The 25578-nt window shown below is 55.0% G+C and carries 18 protein-coding genes and 2 tRNA genes; 3 read left to right on the top strand and 17 right to left on the bottom strand.

All coding sequences use genetic code 11. From position 1 onward, the window contains the following. Positions 1-16: 16 nt before the first annotated feature. The 3 genes from GX839_02290 to GX839_02280 form a co-directional block, all read right to left on the bottom strand. Complete coding sequence (locus tag GX839_02290) at positions 17-2833, bottom strand: cation-translocating P-type ATPase (protein ID NLB04297.1); 2817 nt, start codon at positions 2831-2833, stop codon at positions 17-19. A 10-nt stretch (positions 2834-2843) separates the two neighbouring features. Next, positions 2844-4283, bottom strand: a complete 1440-nt coding sequence (locus GX839_02285) for an HlyC/CorC family transporter (GenBank protein ID NLB04296.1) — start codon at positions 4281-4283, stop codon at positions 2844-2846. A 62-nt stretch (positions 4284-4345) separates the two neighbouring features. Then, positions 4346-5089, bottom strand: coding sequence for an NAD-dependent protein deacylase (locus GX839_02280; GenBank protein NLB04295.1), 744 nt, complete (start codon positions 5087-5089; stop codon positions 4346-4348). Positions 5090-5247: 158 nt separating this feature from the next. On the opposite strand from GX839_02280, the gene GX839_02275 reads away from it, so the two are divergent. Continuing rightward, entirely contained in the window at positions 5248-6294 is a 1047-nt protein-coding gene (locus tag GX839_02275) for a DUF3048 domain-containing protein (GenBank protein ID NLB04294.1), read from the top strand. Positions 6295-6352: 58 nt separating this feature from the next. Here GX839_02275 and GX839_02270 read toward each other — a convergent pair. The 3 genes from GX839_02270 to GX839_02260 all read right to left on the bottom strand — a co-directional run bounded on the left by GX839_02270 (position 6353) and on the right by GX839_02260 (position 9990). Then, positions 6353-6428, bottom strand: a tRNA-Lys gene (locus tag GX839_02270). A gap of 36 nt (positions 6429-6464) precedes the next feature. Further along, positions 6465-7652, bottom strand: coding sequence for a glycine C-acetyltransferase (locus GX839_02265; protein NLB04293.1), 1188 nt, complete (start codon positions 7650-7652; stop codon positions 6465-6467). 40 nt (positions 7653-7692) lie between these two features. Continuing rightward, the gene (locus tag GX839_02260; protein NLB04292.1) at positions 7693-9990 is read right to left on the bottom strand and encodes a hypothetical protein; all 2298 of its coding nucleotides are present in this window, start codon (positions 9988-9990) and stop codon (positions 7693-7695) included. Positions 9991-10239: 249 nt separating this feature from the next. On the opposite strand from GX839_02260, the gene GX839_02255 reads away from it, so the two are divergent. After that, a complete protein-coding gene (locus GX839_02255; GenBank protein ID NLB04291.1) occupies positions 10240-10758 on the top strand; it encodes a ferritin in 519 nt (172 codons plus the stop codon). A gap of 108 nt (positions 10759-10866) precedes the next feature. Beyond that, a tRNA-Thr gene (locus GX839_02250) sits at positions 10867-10941 on the top strand. 65 nt (positions 10942-11006) lie between these two features. Here the strand turns inward: GX839_02250 and GX839_02245 are convergent. The 11 genes from GX839_02245 to mreC form a co-directional block, all read right to left on the bottom strand. Further along, entirely contained in the window at positions 11007-12500 is a 1494-nt protein-coding gene (locus GX839_02245; GenBank protein ID NLB04290.1) for a hypothetical protein, read from the bottom strand. 268 nt (positions 12501-12768) lie between these two features. Next, positions 12769-14754 (bottom strand): transketolase, encoded by a 1986-nt coding sequence (gene tkt, locus GX839_02240; GenBank protein NLB04289.1) that lies wholly within the window; start codon positions 14752-14754, stop codon positions 12769-12771. Between the two features lie 15 nt (positions 14755-14769). Beyond that, positions 14770-17619, bottom strand: a complete 2850-nt coding sequence (secA, locus tag GX839_02235; GenBank protein NLB04288.1) for a preprotein translocase subunit SecA — start codon at positions 17617-17619, stop codon at positions 14770-14772. A 52-nt stretch (positions 17620-17671) separates the two neighbouring features. Then, positions 17672-18616, bottom strand: a complete 945-nt coding sequence (locus tag GX839_02230; protein NLB04287.1) for a hypothetical protein — start codon at positions 18614-18616, stop codon at positions 17672-17674. Positions 18617-18657: 41 nt separating this feature from the next. Next, positions 18658-20055, bottom strand: a complete 1398-nt coding sequence (locus GX839_02225) for a hypothetical protein (protein ID NLB04286.1) — start codon at positions 20053-20055, stop codon at positions 18658-18660. Continuing rightward, positions 20052-20351: a hypothetical protein gene (locus tag GX839_02220; GenBank protein NLB04285.1), complete on the bottom strand. Its 300-nt coding sequence runs from the start codon at positions 20349-20351 to the stop codon at positions 20052-20054. Before GX839_02220 ends, GX839_02225 begins: the two co-directional genes overlap by 4 nt. Positions 20352-20461: 110 nt before the next feature. Continuing rightward, complete coding sequence (locus GX839_02215) at positions 20462-21136, bottom strand: MBL fold metallo-hydrolase (protein NLB04284.1); 675 nt, start codon at positions 21134-21136, stop codon at positions 20462-20464. Then, complete coding sequence (locus GX839_02210; protein NLB04283.1) at positions 21133-21525, bottom strand: methylglyoxal synthase; 393 nt, start codon at positions 21523-21525, stop codon at positions 21133-21135. The genes GX839_02215 and GX839_02210 overlap by 4 nt, the downstream gene beginning before the upstream one ends. 112 nt (positions 21526-21637) lie before the next feature. Next, positions 21638-23947: a hypothetical protein gene (locus GX839_02205; protein NLB04282.1), complete on the bottom strand. Its 2310-nt coding sequence runs from the start codon at positions 23945-23947 to the stop codon at positions 21638-21640. Beyond that, entirely contained in the window at positions 23940-24512 is a 573-nt protein-coding gene (locus tag GX839_02200) for a hypothetical protein (protein ID NLB04281.1), read from the bottom strand. Before GX839_02200 ends, GX839_02205 begins: the two co-directional genes overlap by 8 nt. Next, a complete protein-coding gene (gene mreC, locus GX839_02195; GenBank protein ID NLB04280.1) occupies positions 24502-25353 on the bottom strand; it encodes a rod shape-determining protein MreC in 852 nt (283 codons plus the stop codon). The genes GX839_02200 and mreC overlap by 11 nt, the downstream gene beginning before the upstream one ends. Between the last annotated feature and the right edge of the window lie 225 nt (positions 25354-25578).

The raw sequence follows: 25578 nt of genomic DNA, 5'->3' as shown, positions 1-25578 counted from the left end.
CTTGAAGCACCTGCCGTCAAGTGCCTGCACGCCAGCCCGCCTTCTTCCTGCGAATCCCTTTAAAGAATTCGCCCGAGAGAAAAGGTATCAGGACCAGGAGAAATATGATGGCCCAGTCCCTGGGAGCAAGCGGAATGGTTCGAAAATAGCGGTCAAGCAAAGGAATGTAGATCACTGCCAGCGTCAGGGCAAGGGACAGGATTACCGCCCCGTTCAGCATCTTATTGGTGAAGAGGCCGAGCTGAAAAACGGAAGCTTGTTCGGATCTTGCCGAAAAGACCCGCAGCAGTTCAGCCAGAATCAAGGTGGCAAAGGCGTAGGTATGGGCGCCCCAGGAGGGAAGCGCGCCCGGCAGGGGCATCAGCGTGAAAGAGGCCGCCGCTGTGCCGTCCGCCAGAAGATCCGGGTAAAAATACCTGCCGGCATTGAAGGCCAGGAAAACCGTCACAAAAATTGCCAGGGATTGCAGGACGATCGACACCGTCATGGGGCGATCCAGGATTCTTTCATTTTTCGCGCGTGGCGGGCGGAGCATAATGCCTTCCTCCGACAGTTCCCTGCCCAGCGCAAGGGCGGGGAAACTGTCGGTCACCAGGTTGAGCCAGAGCAGCTGGACTGGGATCAGCGGCGCGTAAGCGGGACCGAAAAGCATGGAGGTTAAGAAAATTACAAGGATTTCGCCGACATTGCAGGAGAGAAGGAAACCGACAACTTTGCGAATATTGGCGTAGATGATCCGCCCCTCCTCCACCGCCTTGACAATGGTGCCGAAGTTGTCATCGGTCAGAATCATGTCGGCGGCCCCCTTAGCCACCTCAGTTCCCGTAATCCCCATGGCCACTCCAATGTCAGCCCGCTTCAGGGCGGGTGCGTCATTGACGCCGTCGCCCGTCATGGAGACGATCCTGCCAGCCCGCTTCAAGGCCTCAACGATCCTGACCTTGTGATCCGGAGAGACCCGTGCGTAAACCGACGTAGCCACGCTTCTTTCAAAGAGTTCCTGATCCGTCATCTGCTGAAGCTGACTTCCGGTCAGGACCCCATCGCCAGGAGCCCGCAATTTGAGTTCATCGGCGATGGCAGCGGCTGTTTCCTCATGGTCTCCCGTGATCATGACCACATCGATTCCCGCTTGGTGGCAAACCTCAATGGCCACTTTCACTTCCGGCCTGGGCGGATCGATCATGCCCATCAGGCCGGTGAATACCATGCCTTCTTCCGCCCCGTCGAAACGGTCGTTCTTATGGACCTTAAAGGCAAAACCCAGCACACGAAGCGCTTGGCGGGCATAGGAGGAATTCTGCTCCAAAATGAACCGTCGCCTTTCCTCCGTCAGGGGGGCCGGTCCCGAATCAGTCATCTCCCGGTCACATCGCATCAGAAGTTGATCCGGCGCGCCCTTTGTCAGCGATTGGAACTGCCCGTCATCGAACAGGCATCCGACAGACATCATTTTCCGCTCCGAATCAAAGGGCTTCTCCCAGACGACCGGATAGGAACGGCGGATATCTCCGACAGAAAGACCGCTCTTTGCGGCGGCTGCCAGGATGGCACCTTCCGTTGGATCCCCGATCAGAATAACCTGGCCCTCTTGTTCCGGCTCGACCAGCACCGCATCATTGCAGAGTGCGCCGATGATGAGCATGCGGTCAACCACCGGGGAAGAAGCCTCTTCCCCTTCCCCGTCTTCCGGATAAATCGCCCCTTGCCTTGTATAACCGGTTCCCGTTACGAGAAATCTCCGCCCGCCCGCGAAAAGGCGGGTCACCGTCATTTCATTGCGGGTCAGGGTTCCCGTCTTATCCGAGCAAATGGTATTGACGCTTCCCAGCGTTTCAACCGCCAGAAGGCGTTTGACGATGGCATTCTCCCTGGCCATCCTCTTCATTCCGACTGCCAGCAGGATAGTCACAACAGCAGGCAGGCCTTCGGGGATGGCGGCAACAGCCAGACTGATCGCTGCCATGAAGAGGGCCAGCGGCTCACCTCCCTGGATCAGGCCTGCACCGAAAATCACCGCGCAGATTAGAAGACAGCCGATCCCGAGAACTTTACCCAGCTTATTCAAATTGACCTGGAGGGGGGTCATTTCAGTTTCAATCTGTTTCAGGCGGTCGGCAATCCTGCCGATCTCGGTGGCTGGCCCGGTCGATACTACCAGACCCTCCCCCTTGCCGTAAGTGATTTCCATGCTGCTGAAGACCATGTTGACCCGGTCTCCAAGACCGGGAATCTCCGCAAAATAGACGGCGGCGTCTTTGGCCACAGGTACTGACTCACCTGTCAGGGCTGATTCATTGGCTTTCAGATTGACGCTTGTCAGAAGCCGGATGTCCGCCGGAACAATGTCACCCGCCTCCAGCTGGACGAGATCTCCCGGCACCAGTTCCGCGGCTGGAACCTGGCGTGTTTCTCCGGAGCGGATGACCCGGGCGTAGGGCGCCGCCATTTTTTTCAGGGCATCCAGAGCCTTTTCCGCCTGGTGCTCCTGAATGGTTCCCAGTACGGCATTGATCAGGACAACCGCAAAGATGATGATGGCGTCAGCTGTTTCCCCAAGCGCAGCGGAAATGGCGGCGGCCCCGATCAGGATAACAATCAGGAAATCCTTGAACTGGTAGAAGAGTTTCACAGCCAGGGGCGTCTTCTTCTCCTCCTCCAGTTCATTAGGTCCGACCCTGGCAAGCCTGTCCTTTGCCTCACTGACAGTCAGGCCCGCCAGGGGATCGGTTTGCAGCAGGGCAACGACCTCGGGCACCGGCACTGTACAGGCCTCCTCATTGGAAATCAACCCGGCCGGGGGCCCTGCCCCTTTTTCAAGCGCTTTCTTCATTTCTGTTCACTCAGAGGGGATCGTGTGAACCGGAGGCTTCCCCGTCCCTCGGGCCGCTGTCCTTACTCTTTTCCGGAAGGATCTCCAGCTTAATCTTGGCGATCCTCCTGTCCTCCATCTCCAGGACAGTAAATTTCAGGTGATTGAATATGACCTCCGGTTTTTCATCCTGCATGGGGATATGCCCCAGCAGGGAAAGAACAAAGCCGGCAATGGTATCAAAATCATCATCTTCCTTCAGGGCGTCAAGTTCAGGGACATAGCGGCCCGCCTCTGCGGGGGTGAGGAGACCGCTGAAGACATAGGATCCGTCGGGATTCAGGGTTACACTCGTCTCAGGCGCATCGTACTCGTCTTCAATCTCGCCGACGATCTCCTCCAGCAGATCCTCCAGGGTCACAATGCCCTCCGTTCCGCCATACTCATCGACAACGACCGCCATGGTGATCTGGCGCCTCTTCATCTCATTGAAAAGGACGTCGATCTTTTTTCCTTCCGGGACGAAATAGGTCGGCCTGAGTATGTCGCCCAGATTGAAGCCGCTTTCCCGCTGGTCCCGGGTGACCCGCAGAAGGTCCTTAACTGTCAGGACACCCACGATGTCATCAATGTCCTCTTCGTAGACGGGAAATCGTGAATAACGTGCATTGGCCGCGATTTCAACCGCCTCATCGTAACTGGAGTCAAGCGGGACCCCCGTCACGGATACACGGGGTGTCATGATCTCTGAAACGTACTTATCGTCAAAAGCAAATATGTTATTGATCAAAGTAGCTTCCTCTTCGTGAAGGTCACCGCTTCCCGTCCCCGCCTCAACCAGGATTCTGATCTCCTCCTCCGTGACCTGTTTGGCCGTCTCGGAAGGATCGATGCCGAAAAGACGGATGACCACGTTGCCTGAGAATTCAAGCAAGCGGGTAAAAGGATAGAAAAAGATATCGAATCCGCGCAAAATGCCTGCAATTGACAGAGCCAGCGCTTCGGGCCTGCGCATGGCCAGCCTTTTCGGAACCAGTTCTCCCAGAACCATGCTTATGTAGGAAAGCAGGATGGTGAGCCCAATGACAGCGATGGTTCGCAGCGATGGCGTCTCATAAAGAGGATCAAGGGCAGTGTAGATCCTTCCCGCAATTTTATCAGCCGCGAAGGCGCTTGAGAGAAATCCCGCAATTGTGATGGCCACTTGAGTCGTCGAAAGAAAGCGGCTTTTGTTATCGACAAACCTCAAGAGCCGCTTGGCCTTGCTGTGGCCTGATTGCGCCATCTGCCTGATCCGGTTGTCATTTTGTGTCACGACCGCCATTTCGGCAGCCGAAAAAAAGCCATTGATGAGTATGAGAACGAATATCAGGATCAAATCGAACAGAAGCGAACCGCTATTGCTTGCGACGATAACTTGTTTTTCCAGAATTGCCCTCATCAGAGGGCCGGTACAGCTGCTGCCGTCCAAAGGGCTTTACCTCCACTTGTCCACAGGGACCTAAGCCATGCTAGCAAAAAACATCCTGGTTTTCAACGGGATTCGAGCTCAATGCTTGAGAACAGCTCCCCGATCGACTCATGTGCCACCAGGTCGGCCGTGCTGTCGTAAGGGGTTGCTTCCAGGTTAATGAGTACCAGTCTGGAGCCGGGCTTTCTGTAGTGGATCATACCGGCTGCCGGATAAACGGTCATGGATGAGCCGCCCACGATAAGCAAATCAGCCCCGGCAATGGCATTGACAGCGCCGCCAATCACTTCTTCGTCCAGCGGCTCGCCATACATGACAATATCCGGGCGCACAAGACCGCCGCAATTATTGTCCCGGCAATAAAAAGCACCGGCAGCTGATGCCGCTTCGTCAAAAGTATATTTACGGGAGCAGCGCTGGCAATAGAATCTGTTCCCGTTCCCGTGAAGTTCGTAAACCCGCCTGCTGCCTGCTGCCTGATGCAGGCCGTCAACATTTTGCGTAACGATGGCGGAAAGCTTTCCTGCCGCTTCCATTTCCGCCAGCTTTGTATGCGCAGGGTTGGGGCGTATCCCCGCCTTCATAAAAAATTTTCTGTAAAATGAATAAAACTCCTCTGGCTGACTATTCATGAATTCAAGGGTCAGATAGCGCTCCGCCCCGCCCATTTGGGAGTAGATGCCCGTGGCACTTCGAAAATCAGCCACACCCGATTCCGTCGAAACGCCGGCTCCGCCGAAAAAAACTGTGTCAGCCGATTCGTGGAGCCATTGGGTAAGTTTAGAGATAAATCTTTGATCAGTCATGGTCTGCCCATATCCAGGCCATGCCACGCAGCCGTATGCTGCTGCCATCCCCGGACACTTGCATGATAGCACAGGCCGCCGTGTTATGATTGAGCCATATCCATCACGTAGGGAGGTAAAGCAAGCGGCCGGATGGAGGTCTGCCTGCATGCCTGAAGATGAAAAAGACGGTAACCCTGTTGCTGATAGTGTTCCTTGCCGTGACCGCCATGTCCTGCGGCAAAAGAGAGCCGGGAGGATCAGAAACCGGTCTGCCTGACCCGGGGCCGGTTCCTGAAAGGCCTGCAACCGACCCGTCAAGCAGGCCGGCAGAGACGGAAGCTGAAGCGGTACCGGTCATCAGGTTTCTTTTTCCTGACCGGTATCCGATTGCATTCATGATCAATAATGTGGCTGCCGCCAGACCTCAATCAGGTTTGTCCAAGGCAAAACTGATCTACCAGATGATGACCGAGGCACGCACCACCCGCCTGCTCCTTCTGACCGATGCTGACGAGGGGGTCATCGGACCCGTCCGAAGTGCCCGGCCCGCCTATCTTGACCTGGTCGCCCAGCATCAGGCCTTTTATTGCTATGCGGGCAACTATCGTGTTATAGAGGCCAGCCCTCTGGTTGATGAGATCCGGATTCTCGACGCATTAAAAGGTGATTATTCAATCTTTAACCGCACGGACCACCGGGTGGTGCCACACAATCTTTACACCAGCCTGGAAAAGTGTTACAGCCGGGCTGAGAAGAAGTACGGTTCCATTCTGCCCGTGGAACCTGTCAAAGGCCTCCACGTCCGTGACCATTTCGCCCGGCCGGGCATCGGGGAAAGGGTGACCGAGCTCCATTACCACTACACGAGTCTGCAGGAATCGTTTAAGTATGACGCCGACAAGAAGGTTTACCACAAGTTCAACAATGGCGAAGTGCTGGTGGATGAAGCGACGGGTGAAGTGCTGGATATCGCCAATATCATTGTCCTGCACCGCCCGCACAGCTTGATGCCAAACGGTGTCCATAACAAGATCAACTGGGTCGATGAGGCGGAAGCTGTCTATCTTACCGGCGCCCGTAAATATCAGATTAGCTGGAAGAAAGCGTCGCACACGGAACCCATTGTTTACTTCCTGGACGGCGAGGAGCTGATTTTGAATCCGGGCCTGACCTGGGTGATTGTCGTGGATGACAGCGCGCTCAAGACCGTGGAATACCGGTAACTTACCGGCCAAATAATCAAATCAGGAAAAGGCGGCGACCAACAGTCGCCGCCTTTTCTGGTACACCATCGGGGATTCGAACCCCGGACCCACTGATTAAGAGTCAGTTGCTCTGCCAGCTGAGCTAATGGTGCGAACACCGGTCATTATAGGAGGACTTATTTTATTTGTCAAAGATCAAATTTGGCCTTGGCTCTGGCAAAGCAGTCAAGGGCAAAATCAAGGTCCTCCCGGGAGTGGGCGGCTGATACCTGCGTCCGGATGCGGGCCTTGCCCTGAGGGACAACCGGAAATTTAAAAGCGATGACATAAAGGCCAAGTTCAAGCAGATAATCCGCCACTTCGATGGACTTGACAGCGTCATAGATCATGACGGGAACAATGGGATGCGTACCGGGGATGACATCGAGACCGATTCTTTCAGCCCCCTGCCGGAAATAAAGCGTGTTGTCGTTCAAGCGATCGATTAAAAGGCTGTCACGCTGGAGCAGCTCAAGAACCTTGAGCGATGTGGCGGCGATTGCCGGAGCCAGGGTATTGGAAAAAAGGTAGGGCCTGCTCTTCTGCCGGAGCCAGTCGATGACCGGTTTTTTTGCCATGGTGAAGCCGCCGGATGCCCCCCCCATGGCCTTGCCCAGTGTGCTGGTCATGATATCGATCCTGCCTTTGACTTCGCAGTGCTCCGGTGTCCCGCGCCCCGTCCTGCCGACAAAACCGGACGCGTGTGAATCATCCACCATGACCAGGGCTCCGTAAGTGTCAGCAAGGTCGCAGATCGTCTTCAGATCCGCGATAATCCCGTCCATTGAAAAGACGCCATCTGTCGCGATCAGCTTGATGCGGGCCCCCGCCCCGTCTGCTTCCTTGAGACGGGCCTCCAGCTGGCGCATATCATTATTATCGTAAACATACCGCCTGGCTTTGCTTAAGCGGATCCCGTCGATGATGCTGGCATGATTCAAGCGGTCGCTGATGACCGCATCCGCCTCAGTCAAAATGGTCTCAAAGAGCCCTCCGTTGGCATCGAAACAGGAAGAGTAGAGAATGGCATCCTCAAAGCCGAAAAATTCGGCCAGCCTGGCCTCCAGCTCCTTGTGCAAAACTTGGGTTCCGCAGATGAAGCGGACGGAGGACAGGCCGTAACCCCATTGGTCATAACTGTCCCTGGCCGCCTGAAGCAACTCTTGATGATTGGACAGCCCCAAGTAATTATTGGCGCACATGTTGACGACATCCTTTTTGTCGCTGGTGTCGATCCTGCTCCCCTGCGGCACCGTCAGGACACGTTCCTCACTGTAGACTCCCGATGCCTTCAGAGCTTCCAGTTCCTGTTCGATGATTCTGATTCCTTCTTTCATGGCTCACCTCGTCCTTTGCTCTTTATCATGTAGCTGACTCTCACCCTGGATAGTATATCGTCATTTCCCTGGCCCTGGCGATCGAAACCAGCTGTTGGTCATCACTAAAATAAATGATTTGCAAACCTGTCTCCATGGACCATTCTTCCAGTGTACTGAGGATATTCTCTCTTTGTGCGCGGCCGGCAGGGATCTCGGGGTCAAAAAACAAAAGCGGTGTCCCGGGCCATCCGCTCTTGATCTGGGCGGCAATCAAGGCCAGCCTGATTGCCAGATAGCGGGCGGACTGGGGTGCCGTTGAAAAAGCAGAAAGGCCGGCCGCCCCGGCCTGATCCGCTTTTGATCTTGCAGGAGAGAATCTCGGCGGGCGAATTCTTTCGCGGGGGGTCACCCCGGGCAGCGACAGGGGCTGACCTTCCGGCCGCCTCCCGGTCAAACGATTGAGATAGCCCGCTGACAAGGACATCCACGCCATGACATCTATCTTCGTCCATTGACTGAGTATTTCTTTCAGCCAGCCGATTGCCCCTCTGATGCACACGTAATCGTGGACAGTTGACTGGTATGATTCGGACAAGGCCTGGCATTTGCGTTCGAGCCCTCCCAGGGCAAGGACCGATTCTCTCGAGGTCTTCAGTTTTTCTTTGCTTTCGCGAAGCGTTTCCTGGCCTTCCTCAATGGCTGCGGCAAGTTTAATCCGTTGTCTGGAAATCTCCAGTGACAGATCTTTCAGGCCGGCCATGTCCCCCCCTTCCTCCGTTTCACCAAGCTCTTTGCAGGCGTGCTGGTACTCCCTTTCCATCTCTTCTTCGGACCGGCCATGCCTGAGGTCAGCCATCTTCCTTTGCAGATCGGCAACCATTTCACTGTAATAGGCGCTCGATTCCCGCTGCCGCGACAGGGCGGTAATAATTTCATCCGCTTCACTGCTTTCACTGGGCCCCGCGTATTGCCTGATCAGGCGCATCAGCTCACTTTCTGTCTGCCTGTACTTTCTTCCTATCCTGGCGGCGTCAGCCAGCAGCCCTTTTTCTTTGCTGTCAAGCTCCAGGATGTGTTTCTCCAGCCGATCCAGATTGATTGTGCTTGTGGCGATTCGGGCTGAAAGCTGATGGCCTTGGCTTCGCAACTGACTTAATTCCTCCTGGCGGCGGTTTCCGGAAAGTGACCGGATGCCTGTCAGGAGATTCCGTCTGAAAGTCCATAGGGCGGTTGCAACGAAGGACAAAACTCCCAGGCCGCTGAGAACCAAGCCCGGGATTCGCGCAAAAAGCGTTAGGAGAAGACCGGCTGTGAAGAGCAGCAAGGCGGCCAGCCAGGCAAGCTGGGTCTTCGTCGGAAAGAGATGGCCCCCTTTGTCGGAGGAAATCACCTTCTGTCGATCACCTGCTTCCGCCTGCCTTACCTGCTCCAGGATCTGATCTCTCTCGCGGTTAAGCCCCTGGAGCTGGCGCCCGGTCATGATCCGCTCCTGCTCCGCTTTGATCCGGTCTGCTTTCACGGATCCGAGTTTTCGCTCGACGGATCCGGCTTCCTCCTCAATGTCGGCCAGCTCTTTTCGCAGACCTGTCAGGCAGGTCATTTCGTGCACCGTGATATTGTGCCCTTTTTCAGTGATGCGGGATCCAAAAACCCCTTCTCTGTCCAGAGTTTCCTTCAGTTCCCGCCGAAATCCGGTGTAGATCTCATATTCGGCCCGGGTCATAAGATGCTTGATCCGCCGCTGTTCGTCTGCCAGTTTCTGATCTTCTGCTTTCAGACCTGCCAGCCGCTTTTCCGCCTCTGTGAGGGCTTCAGACAGATTGGGGGCGGTTTCTGCACAGTCTCTCAACCGGCTGATCTCCTGGCTGCACTTCCGGATACCCGCCTGGAGAGAGAGCAATTTCCCCTGCCCCCCGGCCTGGTCGTACAGATAGCTGCGTGACTCATCCAGTCTCGAAAGCAATTGTTCCAGCCGCTCCCTTTTAACCTCCGGTGATTCCTCTGTATTGCACAGGGCGGCATAATTGATCCGGCTCTCAAGCACCTCACCTTCGCAGCCTACAATGGCCTGCCGGAAAAACTGGTCAGCTTCCCGGGTCGATTGATCGCTGGAATACGAATAGAAAAGATCTTTTTCGTGAAAAATAAATTGCCAGTAATCCCCGGGGCTGCCGTCATCATTCAGAAAATCGTCCGGAGGGCGGGTCAGGTCTGACTGGAGCCGGCAAAGCAGGGCGGTGGATTGTTCGGACGGTCGGAAATGAATGAAGGTGATTCCCGGCCTGAGCGTCATACGGTAACGCGGACCTTCCTTGCCGGGGTGTCCGGTAGCCCATCGGATCTCCGTAATCTGCATGGTAGCCCCGCTCCCCCGTCCAATCACCCATTCTTACCTGCCTCATTACTTTACCATGAATTCACGGGGCCCGATCCAAATGCAAGGCCAAAAATCCGGATTCTTGCGATTCTCAGTAACACGCGAAACAGTGACCGGCCGCTGGGGGACTATAATATTGGAAGCAATATTCAAATCAGTTTTTGATGGCTTGTCATCCGTTCAAGCCACCATCTCTATCTTATGAAAGTGAGAACAACGACGATGAAGATGACCGGAAAATTAAGAAAACTGTTTAATGAACAGATCAACAAAGAGTATTTTTCAGCTTACCTCTACCTGGCCTTGAGCAACTGGCTCAACCAGAACGATCTGCCCGGGGCAGCCAACTGGATGTATGTTCAGTACAAAGAGGAGGTCGTTCACGCAGAGGGATTCATCCGCTACCTGATGATGCGCGGTGAACCGGTCGAGCTCCTGCCCATGGAGGCACCCGAGGGTCAGTGGAACAGCCCCCTTGAGGTATTCGAAGCCGCTTTGGCGCATGAGGAATACATCACGGATTCCATCGATAAAATGGCCATCGCGGCTGAAGAGGACGGCGATCGCGCCGCCAGGCTTTTCCTTGACTGGTACATCCTTGAACAGGTTGAAGAGGAAGTGAACGGAAACGACAACGTCATGTTCTGGAAGCGGGCCGGTGATCATCCGGGTGCCGTCCTGTCTCTGGACAGGCAATACGCCGCACGCGAATTTGTTCCCGATGAGATCCCCTACCTCGAGGACTAGACAAAAAAAGAACCGACTTGAAAGGCGGCCCCGAAGGGGCCGTCTTTGCGGTTCCGGAAAAATTTTGCTTGACACGATTTTTTTTGACTTGTAAGATGGGTATCGACCGCCGAAGTGGCTCAGCGGTAGAGCAATTCACTCGTAATGAATAGGTCGTGAGTTCGATTCTCACCTTCGGCTCCATGGGTGCTGTCTCCTTTTGGGACAGCACCCATTTTAAGATGGGATGAACCGATTGATGGCCCGCCTTATTTCTCTTCGACTTTTCTTTGGCCGAATACAAGCAGCAGGGCAGCCAGTGACAGGAAGAAGGCCCCCGCGACGGCAAAGCGCGTCTTGATGCCCGTTGCGGGGACCGACTCCTCGTCCTTTTCCTGAACCGAGGTCGTAGGCGGCGCAGCTTTCTTCTTATTCACAATTCTTTTGACGAGGATTTCGTCTGACTTCAAGGCTTTTGCTTCGATAATCCAGCGATTGACCTGGTCATCCAACTCGTAACCCTCGGGCGGAGAAGTTTCGATAAGCTCATAATCTCTTATTTCAAGACCTTCAAATAGAATTTCACCGTTTTCATCAGTACTCTCATTCGTTACATAAGGCTCAAACTCACTTTGACTGTCATCGAGACTTCTCAACATAAAGCTGGCGCCCTCCAGCGGCAAGCCTTTCTCATCCACCTTGTGTATCCGGAAATCAGCGGACTCTTTTTCACCACCTTCGGGCTTGATGTAATCGTTAAACAAGGTCACTTGGCCGAGAAATATTTCGCCGAATGACATGAGCTCTGCTTGGTTTACAAACGAAACTTTGTCTGCGAAGTCCGCCCTGAGATTGTATTCGATAATGTATTGATCGGTTTCCTCCAGGTTGCCAAGCCAGATGCCAAATACGGGCAGCCCTTCAGTGCTCTCTGCGAATATAATATCTGCCTGGAATTGATTTGTAACATCAATCCAGGAATTTTTGTTGGCATCAAATTGGTAGGTTTTTTCAACCGGATCCCAGGTGAATTTCACCTTCCAAATTTTCACACTGTCTTTTACGTAAGAGGGTCCCGCTTTTTTGATCTCATCCGCAAGCAAGACAGCGCCGAGCTCACATCCTGAGGCATTGATCCGAATCCTGTAACCCATCACAACACCGGACGCATCAGCTGATACCAGCCCTTGGAAATGTTTGTTGAGAGCCTCATCATCAAATTCCAAAGCATATTCGTACTGGATTCTGCCCAGTATCTCCGGTTCTTCGTTATTAAACTTTAATCCGACGTCATAGGTTTCACCGTCAATGGCATTTTGCCAATCAAGGTCAGCAAAAAATTCAAAGCTGATCTCTTTGTAGCCATTGCTGAAGGCGTCCGTATAAGTGACAGTCAGGAGCTTGTCGGCAAAGGTAAGGTGGGCGAGAGTCGTTGCGCCGTCTGTAATTTCAGCCTCGCCATAACCTTGCAAAAGAGGCCCACAGAGCTCGATGAAGGTGAAGTCACCCGCCTGCACACTAGCGGGAACTTCATAAGTGAGATCGAATCGAAAACTCGTAGCCGTATACGCGGTTTCCGTTACTAAAGGATCCATAAGCAGGTAGCCTCCCGTACCATGGGTCCTGATATTACCATCAACATTCGGATCCTGAGGATCAATCAATTGCGGATCCGCAAAGATCTCTTCAGCAGAACCCTGCCAGAGCGCGACCACCCCCAAGGCCAGCATAACGGCCAGAATAATTGCAAATCCCTTCTTCATCGGCATCTCCTTTTCAGTGGCTGTGGTTGATTCACATCAATCCCGACTCCCAAAGTGTATAATCACACAACTCGATGTATAGGTCAAATAAAAGTAAGTATCTTAAAGGAAGCCGACGCTCACCGTATGTCATTTTCTTAGTACATCTTCTTTTTGATAATCGAACAACGAAGCCCTGACTTTTCACCTGGTTTGCTTTAATCCGGCTCAATCTCAAAGCGTTCGCCATCCCCCATGAAAGACAGCCCTTTGGATTCTCAACCCTTTCTCAATCTCTGGCAAGCTTCTTGGAGGCCTCGACGATGGCTTCGGCTGTAAATCCGTATTCCTTCATGACCCTGGATCCAGGCGCCGACGCTCCAAAGCGGCCGATTCCCATGATCCTGCCGTCAAGCCCCGTGTACCGGTACCAGGGAATCGGGGAAGCCGCTTCCACGGCCAGCCTCTTTCGCAGGCCAGGCGGCAGAATCCTGTCGCGGTATTCCTGGTCCTGATCTTCGAAAACCTCCATGGAAACCATGGAAACAACGCGTGCTTTAATGCCTTCAGGCTCAAGCATGCTTGCGGCCTCCAGGGCAAGCGGCAGCTCGGATCCCGAGGCAAGGATCAGGATGTCCGGTTCCCCGCAGTCTCGGGCAATGTAGGCTCCCCTGCTGACACCCTGCGGATCCGTCCCCGCTGCGGGGATTGACTGGCGTGACAGAACCAGCACCGAGGGTCCCTTGTTGTGGATGGCCTGGTACCAGGCGGCTGCAGTCTCGCGGCAGCCTGCCGGCCGGTAAACTTTCAGCCCTGGGATGGAACGGAGCATATTCAAATGCTCAACCGGTTGGTGGGTCGGCCCGTCCTCGCCGACAGCGATGCTGTCATGGGTAAGGATGTAGATAACCGGGAGTTTCATTAAGGCAGAAAGCCTGATCGATCCCTTCAGATAATCGGAAAAGACCAGGAAGGTCCCTACATAGGGCCTCAAGCTTCCATGCAGGGCGATGCCGTTGGCCGCCGCTGCCATGGCGGCTTCGCGGACGCCGAAATGGATGGTGGCGCCTTCCGGGTGTGCGTGCGAAAAAGAGCTGGCTCCCCGGATGGCAGTATTGGTGGAGGGCGCCAGATCTGCGCTGCCGCCGAAGAGGTAGGGTGTTTTACCCGAAAGATAGTTCAAGGCACGCCCCGAGGTCACACGGGTCGCTTCATCTTTGTCCGTCAAATCAACAAGCTCCGCCAGGGTGAGGTCGTCAAGATCTCTCTTTTCCAAGGCTGCCTGGAAAGTGCCCGCAAGCAGGGGGTTTGCCAGAGCCCATTCATCATAGACCGCCTGCCAGCCCGCTTCGGCCTGGCTGAGTCTGCCCGTAAGCGACTTGCAGTAATCGAGAATCTCTTGCGGAACCGTAAAGGGCTCAAGATCTTCAGGCCAGCCAAGTTTCCGCTTGGTGATCTCGAGATTTTCCGGACCGAGAGGCGCTCCGTGTGAGGCTTCTGAACCTTCCAGAGGCGATCCGTAGCCGATCCTGGTTTTAACCCGGATGAGCGAGGGGCGGTCATCGCGTGACCTGGCCTCATCAAGCGCCCGTGATACCGCATCGCGGTCATTGCCGTCCGGCACTTCGAGCACATGCCAGCCATAAGCCTCAAATCGAAGGCTGACATTTTCAGTAAAAGCCAGCTCAGTTGATCCTTCAATGCTGATGTCATTGTCATCATAGAGAACAATCAGTTTTCCCAGTTTGAGCGATCCCGCAAGCGAGGCGGCCTCACTTGAAATACCTTCCATCAGGTCGCCATCGCTGCAAAGGACATAGGTCCGGTGATCGATGATCCGGTGATCAGCAGTGTTGAGCATGGCTGCCAGATGCGCCTCTGCCATGGCCATGCCACAGGCCGTCGCAAATCCCTGGCCAAGGGGGCCGGTCGTTGTCTCCACCCCCACGGTGAGCCCATACTCTGGGTGGCCGGGAGTCAGACTGCCCCACTGTCTGAAGGAAGCCAGTTCCTCAGTGGGAAGCCCATAACCAAAAAGGTGAAGGAGCGCGTACAGAAGCATGGAACCGTGCCCGGCAGACAGGACAAAACGATCCCGATTCAGCCAGCCGGGATTTGCCGGATTGTGTTTCATGTGGTGGGCCCAGAGCTCAAAGGCCATAGGCGCTGCCCCCAAAGGCAGGCCGGGGTGGCCGGAACGGGCCTTCTCCACTGCCTCGATCGAAAGGACACGGACTGCCGTGACCGCACGATCATCCATCCATCTGTTTTTCATAAGTCTGTCTCCCCATTAATTCATTTCCTTTTCATCCTGCGCCAGATGGCAGTTCTTATATTTTTTTCCGCTGCCGCACCAGCAGGGATCATTGCGCCCCGGCCGCTGTTTCACACGCACGGGATCGGTCTTTGCCTGGGCCTGTTCCCCGGCCTGCATGGACTGGCTCTCCCCTGCCAGCTGGCGGGCGGCTGTCATGGCAGCTTCCCTGGACCAGCCGCTGGATCCGCGCCCTTCCAGCAAACGTTTGGGCACGCGGCGTTTTACCGGCTCCTCTTCCCGGGTCAGCCTGGCCCGCATGATCATGCGGACCGCGTCGACCTGAATGGCGTCATTCATGGCCTCAAACATTTCAAAGCCTTCGCGCTTATACTCAACAACGGGATCATGCTGGGCATAACCTCTCATGCCGATGCTGTCCCGCAGGTCATCCATGAGATCAATATGGTCCATCCAGTGGCTGTCGACGGCCTGGAGCAGGATGACGCGTTCAGCGACCTGCAGTAATTCCTGTGAACCGAGTTCGGCTGCCCTGGCCTCCAGCCTCCCAAGCGCATCTTCCTGGAGCAGCTGCTGCAACTCGTAGCCATCTTCCGGTTCTTTTGTCCGCAGAAAGTGTTCCAGCGACGGCAGCGGCCCAAAGAGATCAAGCAGCCTGGTAGAGAATGCTTCCAGATCCCAATTGGAAGTGTTTCCCGATGCAGTGACGAAGTCCGCCAGGGTGCTCTCCAAAATGGCCGGGATGATCCGCTGATAGTAAGGATGCAGGTTCTGGCCCTCCAGGACCTCCCGTCGCTGCCGGTAGATCAGGTTGCGCTGAATATTCATGACATCGTCATATTCCAGAACATTTTTCCGGATGGCAAAGTTCATGCCCTCCACCCGCTTCTGCGCCGTTTCAATGCTTCGTGACAACATGGGATGCGCGATTTCCATCTCGTCATCCACACCCAGAGTGGAGAAGATCCGATCCATGCGATCGCCTCCGAAAAGCCTCATCAGATCATCTTCAAGTGAGAGAAAGAATTTTGAAAAACCCGGGTCTCCCTGCCGGCCGGCCCGGCCCCTCAACTGGTTGTCAATCCGGCGGGACTCGTGGCGTTCAGTCCCTACGATGCACAGCCCCCCGGCTTCAATCACCCGTTTTTTCTCTTCCGCGATCTCTTTTGCATACCGGTCCTGGAGGGAGGAAAAAAGCTGCCTCCCCCTGATGATCTCCTCATCATCCGTGACGTTGTGAGCCGTTGACTGTTCGATAAGCTCATCTTCGTAGCCCTGGCGGCGCATTTCCTGCCTTGCCAGAAACTCAGGATTGCCTCCCAGCAGGATATCCGTTCCCCGGCCTGCCATGTTGGTGGCGATGGTAACCGCACCGAAACGGCCCGCCTGGGCAACGATCTCAGCTTCACGTTCGTGATGGCGGGCATTCAGGACGTTGTGCCTGATCCCTTCACGCAGGAAAAGGCGCGACAGGAGCTCGGACTTTTCGACTGAAACGGTACCAACCAGGACCGGCTGGCCCGTCTGGTGGATCTCCCTGACCTGTTCCAGAAGAGCCCGGTACTTGCCCTCTTCCGTACGGTAAACGGCATCCGGCGCATCATAACGAATCATGGGCATATTGGTGGGAATGCATACCACATCGAGGTTGTAGATCTGACGGAATTCATTTTCCTCTGTCAGGGCCGTGCCCGTCATGCCGGAAAGCTTCTTATACATGCGGAAATAATTCTGGAAGGTGATGGTTGCGAGTGTTTTATTTTCGTCCTGGATATGGACACCTTCCTTGGCCTCGATCGCCTGATGAAGGCCGTTGCTGTACCGTCTTCCAAACATAAGACGGCCTGTGAAGTCATCGACGATGATGACTTCGCCGTCCTTGACGACATAATCCTTGTCGGCGTGCATGGTGCCGTGCGCTTTCAAGGCATTGGTGATGTGATGGTTGATCTCATAGTTTTCCTGATCAGATAAGTTTTCGACGCCAAAATAGTCTTCTGCCCGTTTGACGCCGCGCTTGGTCAAAACCGAGCTCTTTGCCTTCTCATCAACAATATAATCCGCACCGGATTCCGCCTCATCAAGCTCTTCCGCCGTACGCATGGCCTCCTTCTGAATGACGTATTTGGGTTTCAATTTGCGGACAAACTCTTCGGCTCGCAGGTAGAGCTCGGAAGAGTCGGTTCCTGCACCGGAGATAATCAGGGGTGTGCGCGCCTCATCAACCAGAATGCTGTCAACCTCGTCAACAATGGCAAAATTCAACCGGCGCTGGACGCAGTCTTCAATGGACATGACCATGTTGTCGCGCAAATAGTCAAAGCCGAATTCATTGTTGGTGCCGTAGGTCACATGGGCAGCGTAGGAGCGCCGCCGCTCATCCCGGTCCAGGCCGTGAACAATCAGTCCGACCTCGAGGCCCAGATAGCGGTAGATCTTTCCCATCCACTCGCTGTCCCGCCTTGCCAGATAATCGTTGACCGTGACGATATGGACACCCTCACCCGTCAGGGCATTGAGGTAGGCTGGCAGAGTAGCCACCAGTGTTTTGCCCTCGCCGGTCCGCATCTCTGCGATACGGCCCTGATGCAGGATAATGCCACCCTGTATCTGGACAGGGAAGTGGGTCATGCCGAGCACACGCGTACTGGCCTCGCGGACAGCCGCAAAGGCTTCCGGGAGCAGGTCGTCCAGTGTTTCCCCCTGCCCGAGGCGTTGCCTGAACTGATCCGTGGATCCCCGGAGTTCAGCTTCGGACATATCGCGAAAACGCTCTTGCTGCGCGATCACTGCAGCCACCTGGGGGCGGATCTTCTTCAGCTCGCGATCTGAATAGGTTCCGATTACTCTTTCAATCAAACTCATTTCATTTCATCCCGGCCATCGTCATATCTTGTTTATCTTACTCTATTTTAAGTTAAGGTGCGCCTGCCGGCCAATCAGGAGACTGATGGGCGTGACTGGTGCCGTATTCACGGATATCGAGCGAAACGCCGGCCAGGCTGGCCTGGTACCTCCATTGACCAAGGGTTTCGGATGTCTTCCAGGCAATTTCATTGTCTGGAATGACCAGGATCAGCCTCCTTGATTGAATCTGTCCGGGCAGGGGCCCTTCGCCCCCTGCTCCCTCAAAGGAAGCCAGCTGGTCGACCAGCTGCCTGACACGGCGTCCGGCTGCTGCAGACGAGGACCAGGAGGGAGCGGTCAAGTCCATGCTCTTGATCGAGACTGCTTCATGGCCGTTCCAGCCGGCGATGACCGGATAAAAGTGCGGCAGATGGCCGCCAAAAATTCTTCTGAAGGCCTGTCCCCGTTCGAAATTGGGGAGTGACCAGATTCCTTCTTTAGACTGCTCATCCTCTTCCGGCCCCTCAGAAAACGGATGCGCATTCCAAACAGGAACCCGTGACTTGACCTCAATTATTTGACCGGCCAGAAATCCGTTCTGTTGAAATGAGAGGCAAAGCCAGATGGTCCTCCGATCCTTGTCAAAATCGATGGCAAGCCGCCTGGCTCCGGATGGCGCTCTTCTTCCCTGGCTGTGTGCCGTGGCCCGGACCCAGTGATCAACCCGCTGGAGTATGAAAGGTGATGCCAATACGGTTGCCGCAATGTCGGAAAGGCCGCTCTCCACCATGCCGGCCAAGGTCCGGTCCGGAATCAGCTCCCTGATTCCGGAAAGCGGTTCAGCCATATTGTCAAGCAAATCAGCCAGAGGCAAAAGGAGCGCGATTTCCCGTGAGGTCTGATCAAGCGCATGCGAAATGATCATGGCATCCTGTTCACCATGGATTGCCCCGACGAAGACAAGGAGCAGGGTGAGGATGACCGGAAAAATGAGAGCTGCCTCGAGGGACAGCATCCCGTGCAGTCGACCCTTCTCACTTTTATCATTCAGGCTTTTCATGGCAAGGCGGGGGCATATTCCCGCGAAAGATAGGAGGCAGCATGTGTCACCTTCACACCCTCCCATTCACCATGGCATATCACCTCCGTATAATGAGGCCCGGGAACAAGCCGGCCGACCACCACGGCAATCCTTTCCGATATGACCTCGGGCTGCTGCACCAGAATCAGGAGGCGCAGGTAGTCGCGGTAGCGCATGCCTACGTTGATTGAGCTGGTTCCAGGCCAGAGGTCTACTTCATAACCTCTCTGCAAGCGGAAGGTATCCTGGGCCGCCTGACCCAGGACAGCTGCGGCCACCAGCACCCACATCACCGCCTCGGGGGGAAGGACTACCTCGCCAAGGGTGATGGCCGCAACAGCAGTCGCGATAACCCCGGCAGCAATTTCGTACATGGACAGCAGCGACTCATCCGTCAATACGTGGAGAAAATGCATGACCATGCGGATGGAGCTGATGAAAAGAGTCAGGGCGTATGAACCTGCATTTCCGCCCAGGCCCGTTGCGATCTCCTCAGCCTCGCGATCCCGCAGGGCTGAAAAAGATGCAAGCACCCGGCCGTCCGGCGTCCTGTCATCGATCCTGATCCCGTCACGGACGACAAAAGGAACGCCATTCGAAAAATAAGACAAGGTGTATTCCATGAGGAGGATTCGGTCCAGGAAACCGTCGGGAACTACGAAAAGCGCATGATCGACCAAGGTTCCCAGGCGGTCCAGCCCACTGTTGTCAAAGGGGTCGTAATGCAAGTATTCCATCTTCCCGTCCGGAGCGGGAAGAAGGGCGGGCGCCAGCTGGGATAATCCTTTCTGGTAAACGGCACGCAACTCATCGTCCATGTAAGCCTGGTATTGGTCCAACCAGTCAGGTTCGTCCTCGTAGCTCAGGTCAGGGTCAGCAGACGCATAGCTGCTGTCTGCTGCGCCGGGGATCAGATCTTCCAGGGCGTCAAGCGGTATGTCCCTTTTCAGTGCCCGAATCTTTCCGAATTTGTCCACCGCCTCAGCAATCAATGAGGTCGCCGACCGAATGGTCATGTGGCGCGCAATACCCTGCCTGATGGCAGATGGATCGCTCAAAGGTGCCTGCGGGGTATAGCCGTAACGGACATCGCTGCCGGGGCCTATCAAAGTTGAGGAGGCGCGATCGGCTGACAGGCAGTCATAGGCGAAAAGGCCAAATTTCCGGTAAAGCTCCCGGTCATAAAGCGCGAGAATTGATTCGGCTGTCAGTGCCGTTCCCCGGACCAGGTCGACCTCGGCCCGTGTCCTCCTGCTATGCAAGAGAATGCTGCTGAACAAAACCATGATGAGAGGCAGCACCAGGCACAGGGCAAGGCTGACTGAACCGGCGGCTTTAAGCCCGGGGGGGGATTTGGGCTGGCGTGGCATCACGGAGGAGCCGCTCCATGCCCCCCTGGCCGGATATATCCTGCCAGATCTTTTGCCAGGGAAAGTGCTTCAACAAGTTTTTGCGGACATGTCTCAACGGCGGGAATGGCCGACCCTGCACCTTCTGCGGTGTAATGCCGGCAGGTATAGCCGCTGTCCTCTTTTCGCATGGCCGCATAGGCCGCAATGCTTCCTGTCGTCCTGACGCTCACAGCAAGAGGGCCGGCCAGGCCGGTCAGATTAGCCAAAATGGTCAGACAGCAGGGAATCGCCACCATGGCTTCAAGAGAAAACCCCATGTCCCCCTCCTTTGCCACCTATCATGGCGTGGACTGGCCTGACAAAGACGGCCTGCTCCTGACACAGGCCGTCGGCTTTGGCCTTTTTGTCCTTGGGTTTTCTTCTTGGATCAGCCGGAAAAGCCGCTGCTATGGAGAAAGCGGCATGCCTGGGAGGCATTGGTAATCCCCCCATGCCCCGGACACACGGGCAGATCGGCGGGCAAGTCCTTCAGCAGACGATACAAGGCCTCCAGTGAACGGCGCATCAGCTGGTCGTTCCCTGTCACGAAGTCTGTCCGGCCCCAGCCGCAGTCAAACAGGGTATCCCCTGTAAGGAGGGCCTGTGGAATCCATTGGTTTCCGTCTCGTCTGGCAATCAAAAAGCAGGATGAACCCATGGTATGGCCGGGTGTGTGGACAAGCCTTACACCAAAGCGGTCATCAAAGATCCTTTCGTCATCGTTCCCCAGTATCAGGTCGGGGCGGCAGAAGGTGGAAGGCCGGCCAAAAAGAATGGAGGCATTGGCCACCGCATCCCCCAGCATGGGTTCATCTTCGGCATGCATGACAAAGTGAGCCGCGGGCAGTTTTTCTTTCCAGAGCTTGATGGCGCCAATGTGGTCATAATGTGCATGTGTTGCGTAGAGGGTCCTGACAGTTTCATAACCCGGCACTAAATCCGGCAAAATGGAAGGATCGAAGAGAACTGACTGACCGGCAAGCGTCAGCAAAAAAGTATTGCAGCGGCGGAATCTTTCCGGGGAATAGGATAGTTCACTTGTAATTGGCAGCCATCTCATCATTGACGCAGGAGCTCGCGCCAGTCAAGGTCCCCCCGGTTGACTGCGTGCACCAGGATTTCGGCTGTCGCCGTGTTGGTCGCAAAGGGGATGCTGTTCACATCACATGCCTGGAAAAGACGCTGCTGGGATTCGGTGGCGGTTTGAGCCGGATCGCGCAAACAGATGACCGCATCAATTTCGTTGTACAGGGCCAGCGAAGCCAGTCGGCTGTATATGCTGTCAATATCTGACGAATAGGTTTCCGGCAGGAGCGAAGTCGCTTCTTTGATAAGCCGGGCCGTGCCAAGCGGCGAAATGAGATCATGCCTGCTCAAAATCTGTTTATATGCAATGCAAAAGTTTACGAGCAATTCATTTCTGGTCATATCAGACAGCAGTACAATTTTCATGCCGTATACCCTGATACGCCGGCAACGCAGACGTATCCCCTTTCCCGATTCTATGCACTTTACCTGAAGCGCTGTTCATTATTGTAAACGATGCCAGCCAGGAGCACAAGAGCTAGCGGCCCCGATAGGCATCATAGGATCCCATCCGGGCGTGGACCGGTTCGACACCGAAATACTCACACAGTATCCGGTATGAGATATCTGCTGAGTACTCTCCGTAGGCACCGTCCGATATGGCGTGAGCGATGACAATCTCAGGATCGTCCGCCGGCGCGTAACAGACAAAGACAGAATTGGAGATGGGCTCCATTTTTTCATTATAGGATTCCGCTGTTCCGGTCTTGCAGGCCACGCGAACCGGAAAATCGTGCAGGAGCACTCCTGTCCGGTTGCTCATTTCCTTCGACAGGCCAACCATGCCTTCGCGAAGCGCGGACACATTAAGAGGATTAAGTCCAAGCTCGACCGATTCGATTTGCTCGGGGATGATAATTTCCCCTTCGGGGGAGGTAATTTCCTTGATGAAGTGGGGTGTAGGGAGCCGGTTGGTCGCAAGGCCGGCAATGGCCCTGGCCATCTGCAGCATGCTGTAACTGTTGTAAAACTGGCCAATAGAAGTCTGACAGGTATCGGCAATGAACCATGTCTGGTCCTCAGCCAGGGCATTCAGCTGTTTCTTGACCTCCCGCGAAGGGCGCACACCAGCTGCTTCACCGGAGATGTCAAGGCCAGGCATCTCACCCAGCCCCAGAGACCGGGCCAGTTCGCTGATCCGGTCAATCCCCGTCTCAACCCCGATCTGGAAAAAGTACAGGTTGCAGGAAGTCACGATGGCACGGGTCAGTCCGATATCCCCATGCCATCCGTAGCAGCGCCAGATAAAGCCGCCGATCTCCTGGACACCCCGGCACTTCAATACATTGCGGTAGGGTGTGATGACCCCGGCTTCCAGTGCGGCCATGGCAGTCACAGGCTTGAATGTCGATCCCGGCGTGTAGGCTTCCGAGATCCCCCTGTTCAGGAGAGGACGGTAGCGGGTATCTTTGAGCAGGTCCGCCACGCGTTTCGCAGCCTCGGGGTCCTTGTCCTGCAGCAAAAAGTCGGCTGGATCGTAATCCGGGTAATTGGCATTGGCCAGTACGGCGCCGGTCCTGGCATCAAGGACGATCACACAGCCGCCCGGCGCCTCCATCTTTCTGTCCTTGTGTGTGCCGCCCCGGAATTCCATGATTTTGCGCTCGAGCTCTTCACGGGCTACCTTCTGAAGGTTCAGATCAAGGGTGAGTTTGACTTCTTTCCCCGCCATGGGCCGTACAGACGTTTCCCCCGGGAAGGTAACCGGATTGGCTGAACCCTCGCCGTGCCAGGAAACCAGTGTCGCCGTCCCTGACTCGCCACGCAGATAAGGTTCGGCTGCCTGTTCGACGCCCGTTTTACCAATCAAGTCATTGATGGAATAGCCTGCCGACTTCAAACGGCTGTATTCCGGCGATGAAATACGGCCCATGTAGCCGAGTGCATGGCCAAGATAGCGGCTGTTCTCGGTGTAGCGCCTCTTGTAGTGTTTAGTCACAACCACGCCGGGGTATTTATAGTTTTGCTCGATGAGTCTGGCCGAAAGCCCCTCCGGAACTGCGTCTGCCAGCGTGACAGGCCGGCGGCTGGCGAAGAGCCAGTTGTTTTCGAGAAGAAGATAGCGGAGCTGAATGATCAGGAAAGCCTCTCCATCGGTATAAAGTCTGCTGCCTGAAGCCCGGTCCGGCTCAATCCGAAAGAAGTCGTAGAGCAGGAAGTCGAAAAACTCATCCGGGTCTTCCCGGACCATGCGGCGCTTCTGGCGTTCCGTGGTTGCCTTGTCGCGATCAATCAAGTTGAAGAGATCCTTGTCAGTTTGCCAATAATTGATCTCGTCAGCCGGCCGGCGGAATACAAACCGGAGCGATTCCTCGGTCTTGAGAAGATTCTCTTCCCTGTATTCCTGCGGCAGGTCGAACCAGTTCAGTAAAGGACTGTTAAAACTGCTGTGGTAGTCGTCGAAAAGGATGGCCAAATCAAGCAAGAATCTGTTCAATTGCTCGTTGGTCATCCGGGTGGAGACGAGTTCAACCCGGTCAACTGCATCGGAAACAGCCAGCGGTATCCCATTACGGTCCACAATATCACCTCGCGGCGCTTCAAGCGTGATCTCGCTCATCTTTCCCACCGTTTCAGGAATGAAGGCGTCGTGTCTGCCGAAGAGCTGAAGCGACCCTGTCCGTACCAGAATAATCAGGAGGGCTGCGACAACCATGCTGATCAGAAGGGCAAACCTCCGGCCCCCGGGAAAGAGCAGGGAAGTTCTGTCCCCTTCTGTCTTCCTGACAGTTGCTGCAGGCAGAAAGGACGGTTGCACCGGTTCAGGTCTGCCAGCCTGATCAATCATGATCCACCTCCCTGACTATCCCCGTCAGCCCCTCCGCTTCTTTGCCGGCCCGCCTTTCATAAAAGGCCAGGCTGAAAAATCCGGTGACCGCAAGCGCTCCCGCCATGTTGGCCGCAAGCTTCAATGGCAGCTGGGAAAATGACACCTTGATGGCAGTGCCGAATGAAGGAAGGTTTTGATCGAGCGGAATCAGCCAGGCATACACGGCCATGGTCAGCTCGTGGACCATTGTTGCGCCCGGGAGAAGAAGCCCGCCCCGGACGGCAAAGTTTTTCCAGCCATTGCCCGCCAGAGCGTTTGCGCAAAGACTGAGAATCATAGCTGCCAGCATGCCCGGGCCATAGCCTCTTCCTGCTGCGTAGTCGCGGATAAATCCCGCTGCAAGACCCAGGAAAAAACTGTCATAACCCGGCGTCCACAAAGCGACCAGCAAAGGGAAAATCAAAAGAAAGTCAGGAAAGGGCAAAGCAGTATCCAGGGACATCCTAAGCTGCAGGAGTGACAAAATGATAAAGGCAGGCACATAGACAGCCAGGCGCCTTCCCAAATTCACTTCACGATTCATGATCTGGATCCGCCAATACGAACACGTAGCGAAGATCATCAAAATCAGCTGCCGGTATCACAAGGCAGGACATTATGCTGCCACTGGCATCCGGAATGATTTCCGCCACGGTTCCAATCAGAATTCCCTCAGGGTAAATACCGCTTTCACCCGAAGTGACAAGCCGGTCACCCACACGAATGGGAATACCCTCAGCAATATTGTCCGCCAGGCACATGCCCTGCTGCTGCCATTCAAGATCGCCGCGAACGCGAAAAGAAGACCGGTAACTGCCTTCCACCTGTGCGCTGACAGCAAAGGCCTCGTGGAGCAGGGGGAGCACCTTGCTCGACATCAGCTCCGACGAGTGAATGCGCCCGATCAGAGCCATGTTCTGATCAACGACGGGAAGAGTTTGGTTGGCTCCGGGCGAAATCCCGTGTACCCGTCCCGCCTTGATTCTCATCAAATCAAAGGCCGGACCCAGTTCCCGGTTAATGACTGCCGCCCCATGAATATCCTTGTCTTCAAAAGAAGTCGTCAGTTTCAGGGCATCTTTCAATTCCTCGTAGGCCCGGATTTTATTCAGGTTTTGCAGAATTTGCATATTCAGGCCGGCTTTTTCCTCCTCCAGTTCTTCGATCCGGCGATGCAGTTTCCTATTCTCGCTGACAGCCCCGAAATAACCTCCTATCAGTGAAAATCCCTTTTGGAAATTCGATACGAGCGGGTCGAAGATCCCCCCAAAATAATCGCCGATACGGGACCTCGTTGTTCCGGGAAGGGCCGTCAGAATTAAAGCTGCCAAGAGTGCAACGGTCACAAGAACAATGAGCATGACCCTGGGTCCGCGTCGCTTCACTGGCAAGCCGCTCCTTTCCTGATTCAACCACCGGGGGCCCCGATGACGGAATCAGTTTAGCATAATCGGGTACAAACTCCCTCTAGCAAAGACCCAGCGACCGAGTCAAGTTATTGTAGGTCAGAAGAGAATTCAATGGACTCTCCCTAAGCCGCCATCGGTGATTGCTTTTTGCAAACGGTAGAGCGGAGTCCCCCGTTTGTTGGTCCATGGGGCCGTCGTAGG

It is taken from the genome of Fastidiosipila sp. (assembly GCA_012511175.1).
Classification (GTDB): domain Bacteria; phylum Bacillota; class Clostridia; order Saccharofermentanales; family DTU023; genus UBA4923.
This window is presented reverse-complemented; position numbering and strand designations above follow the sequence as displayed.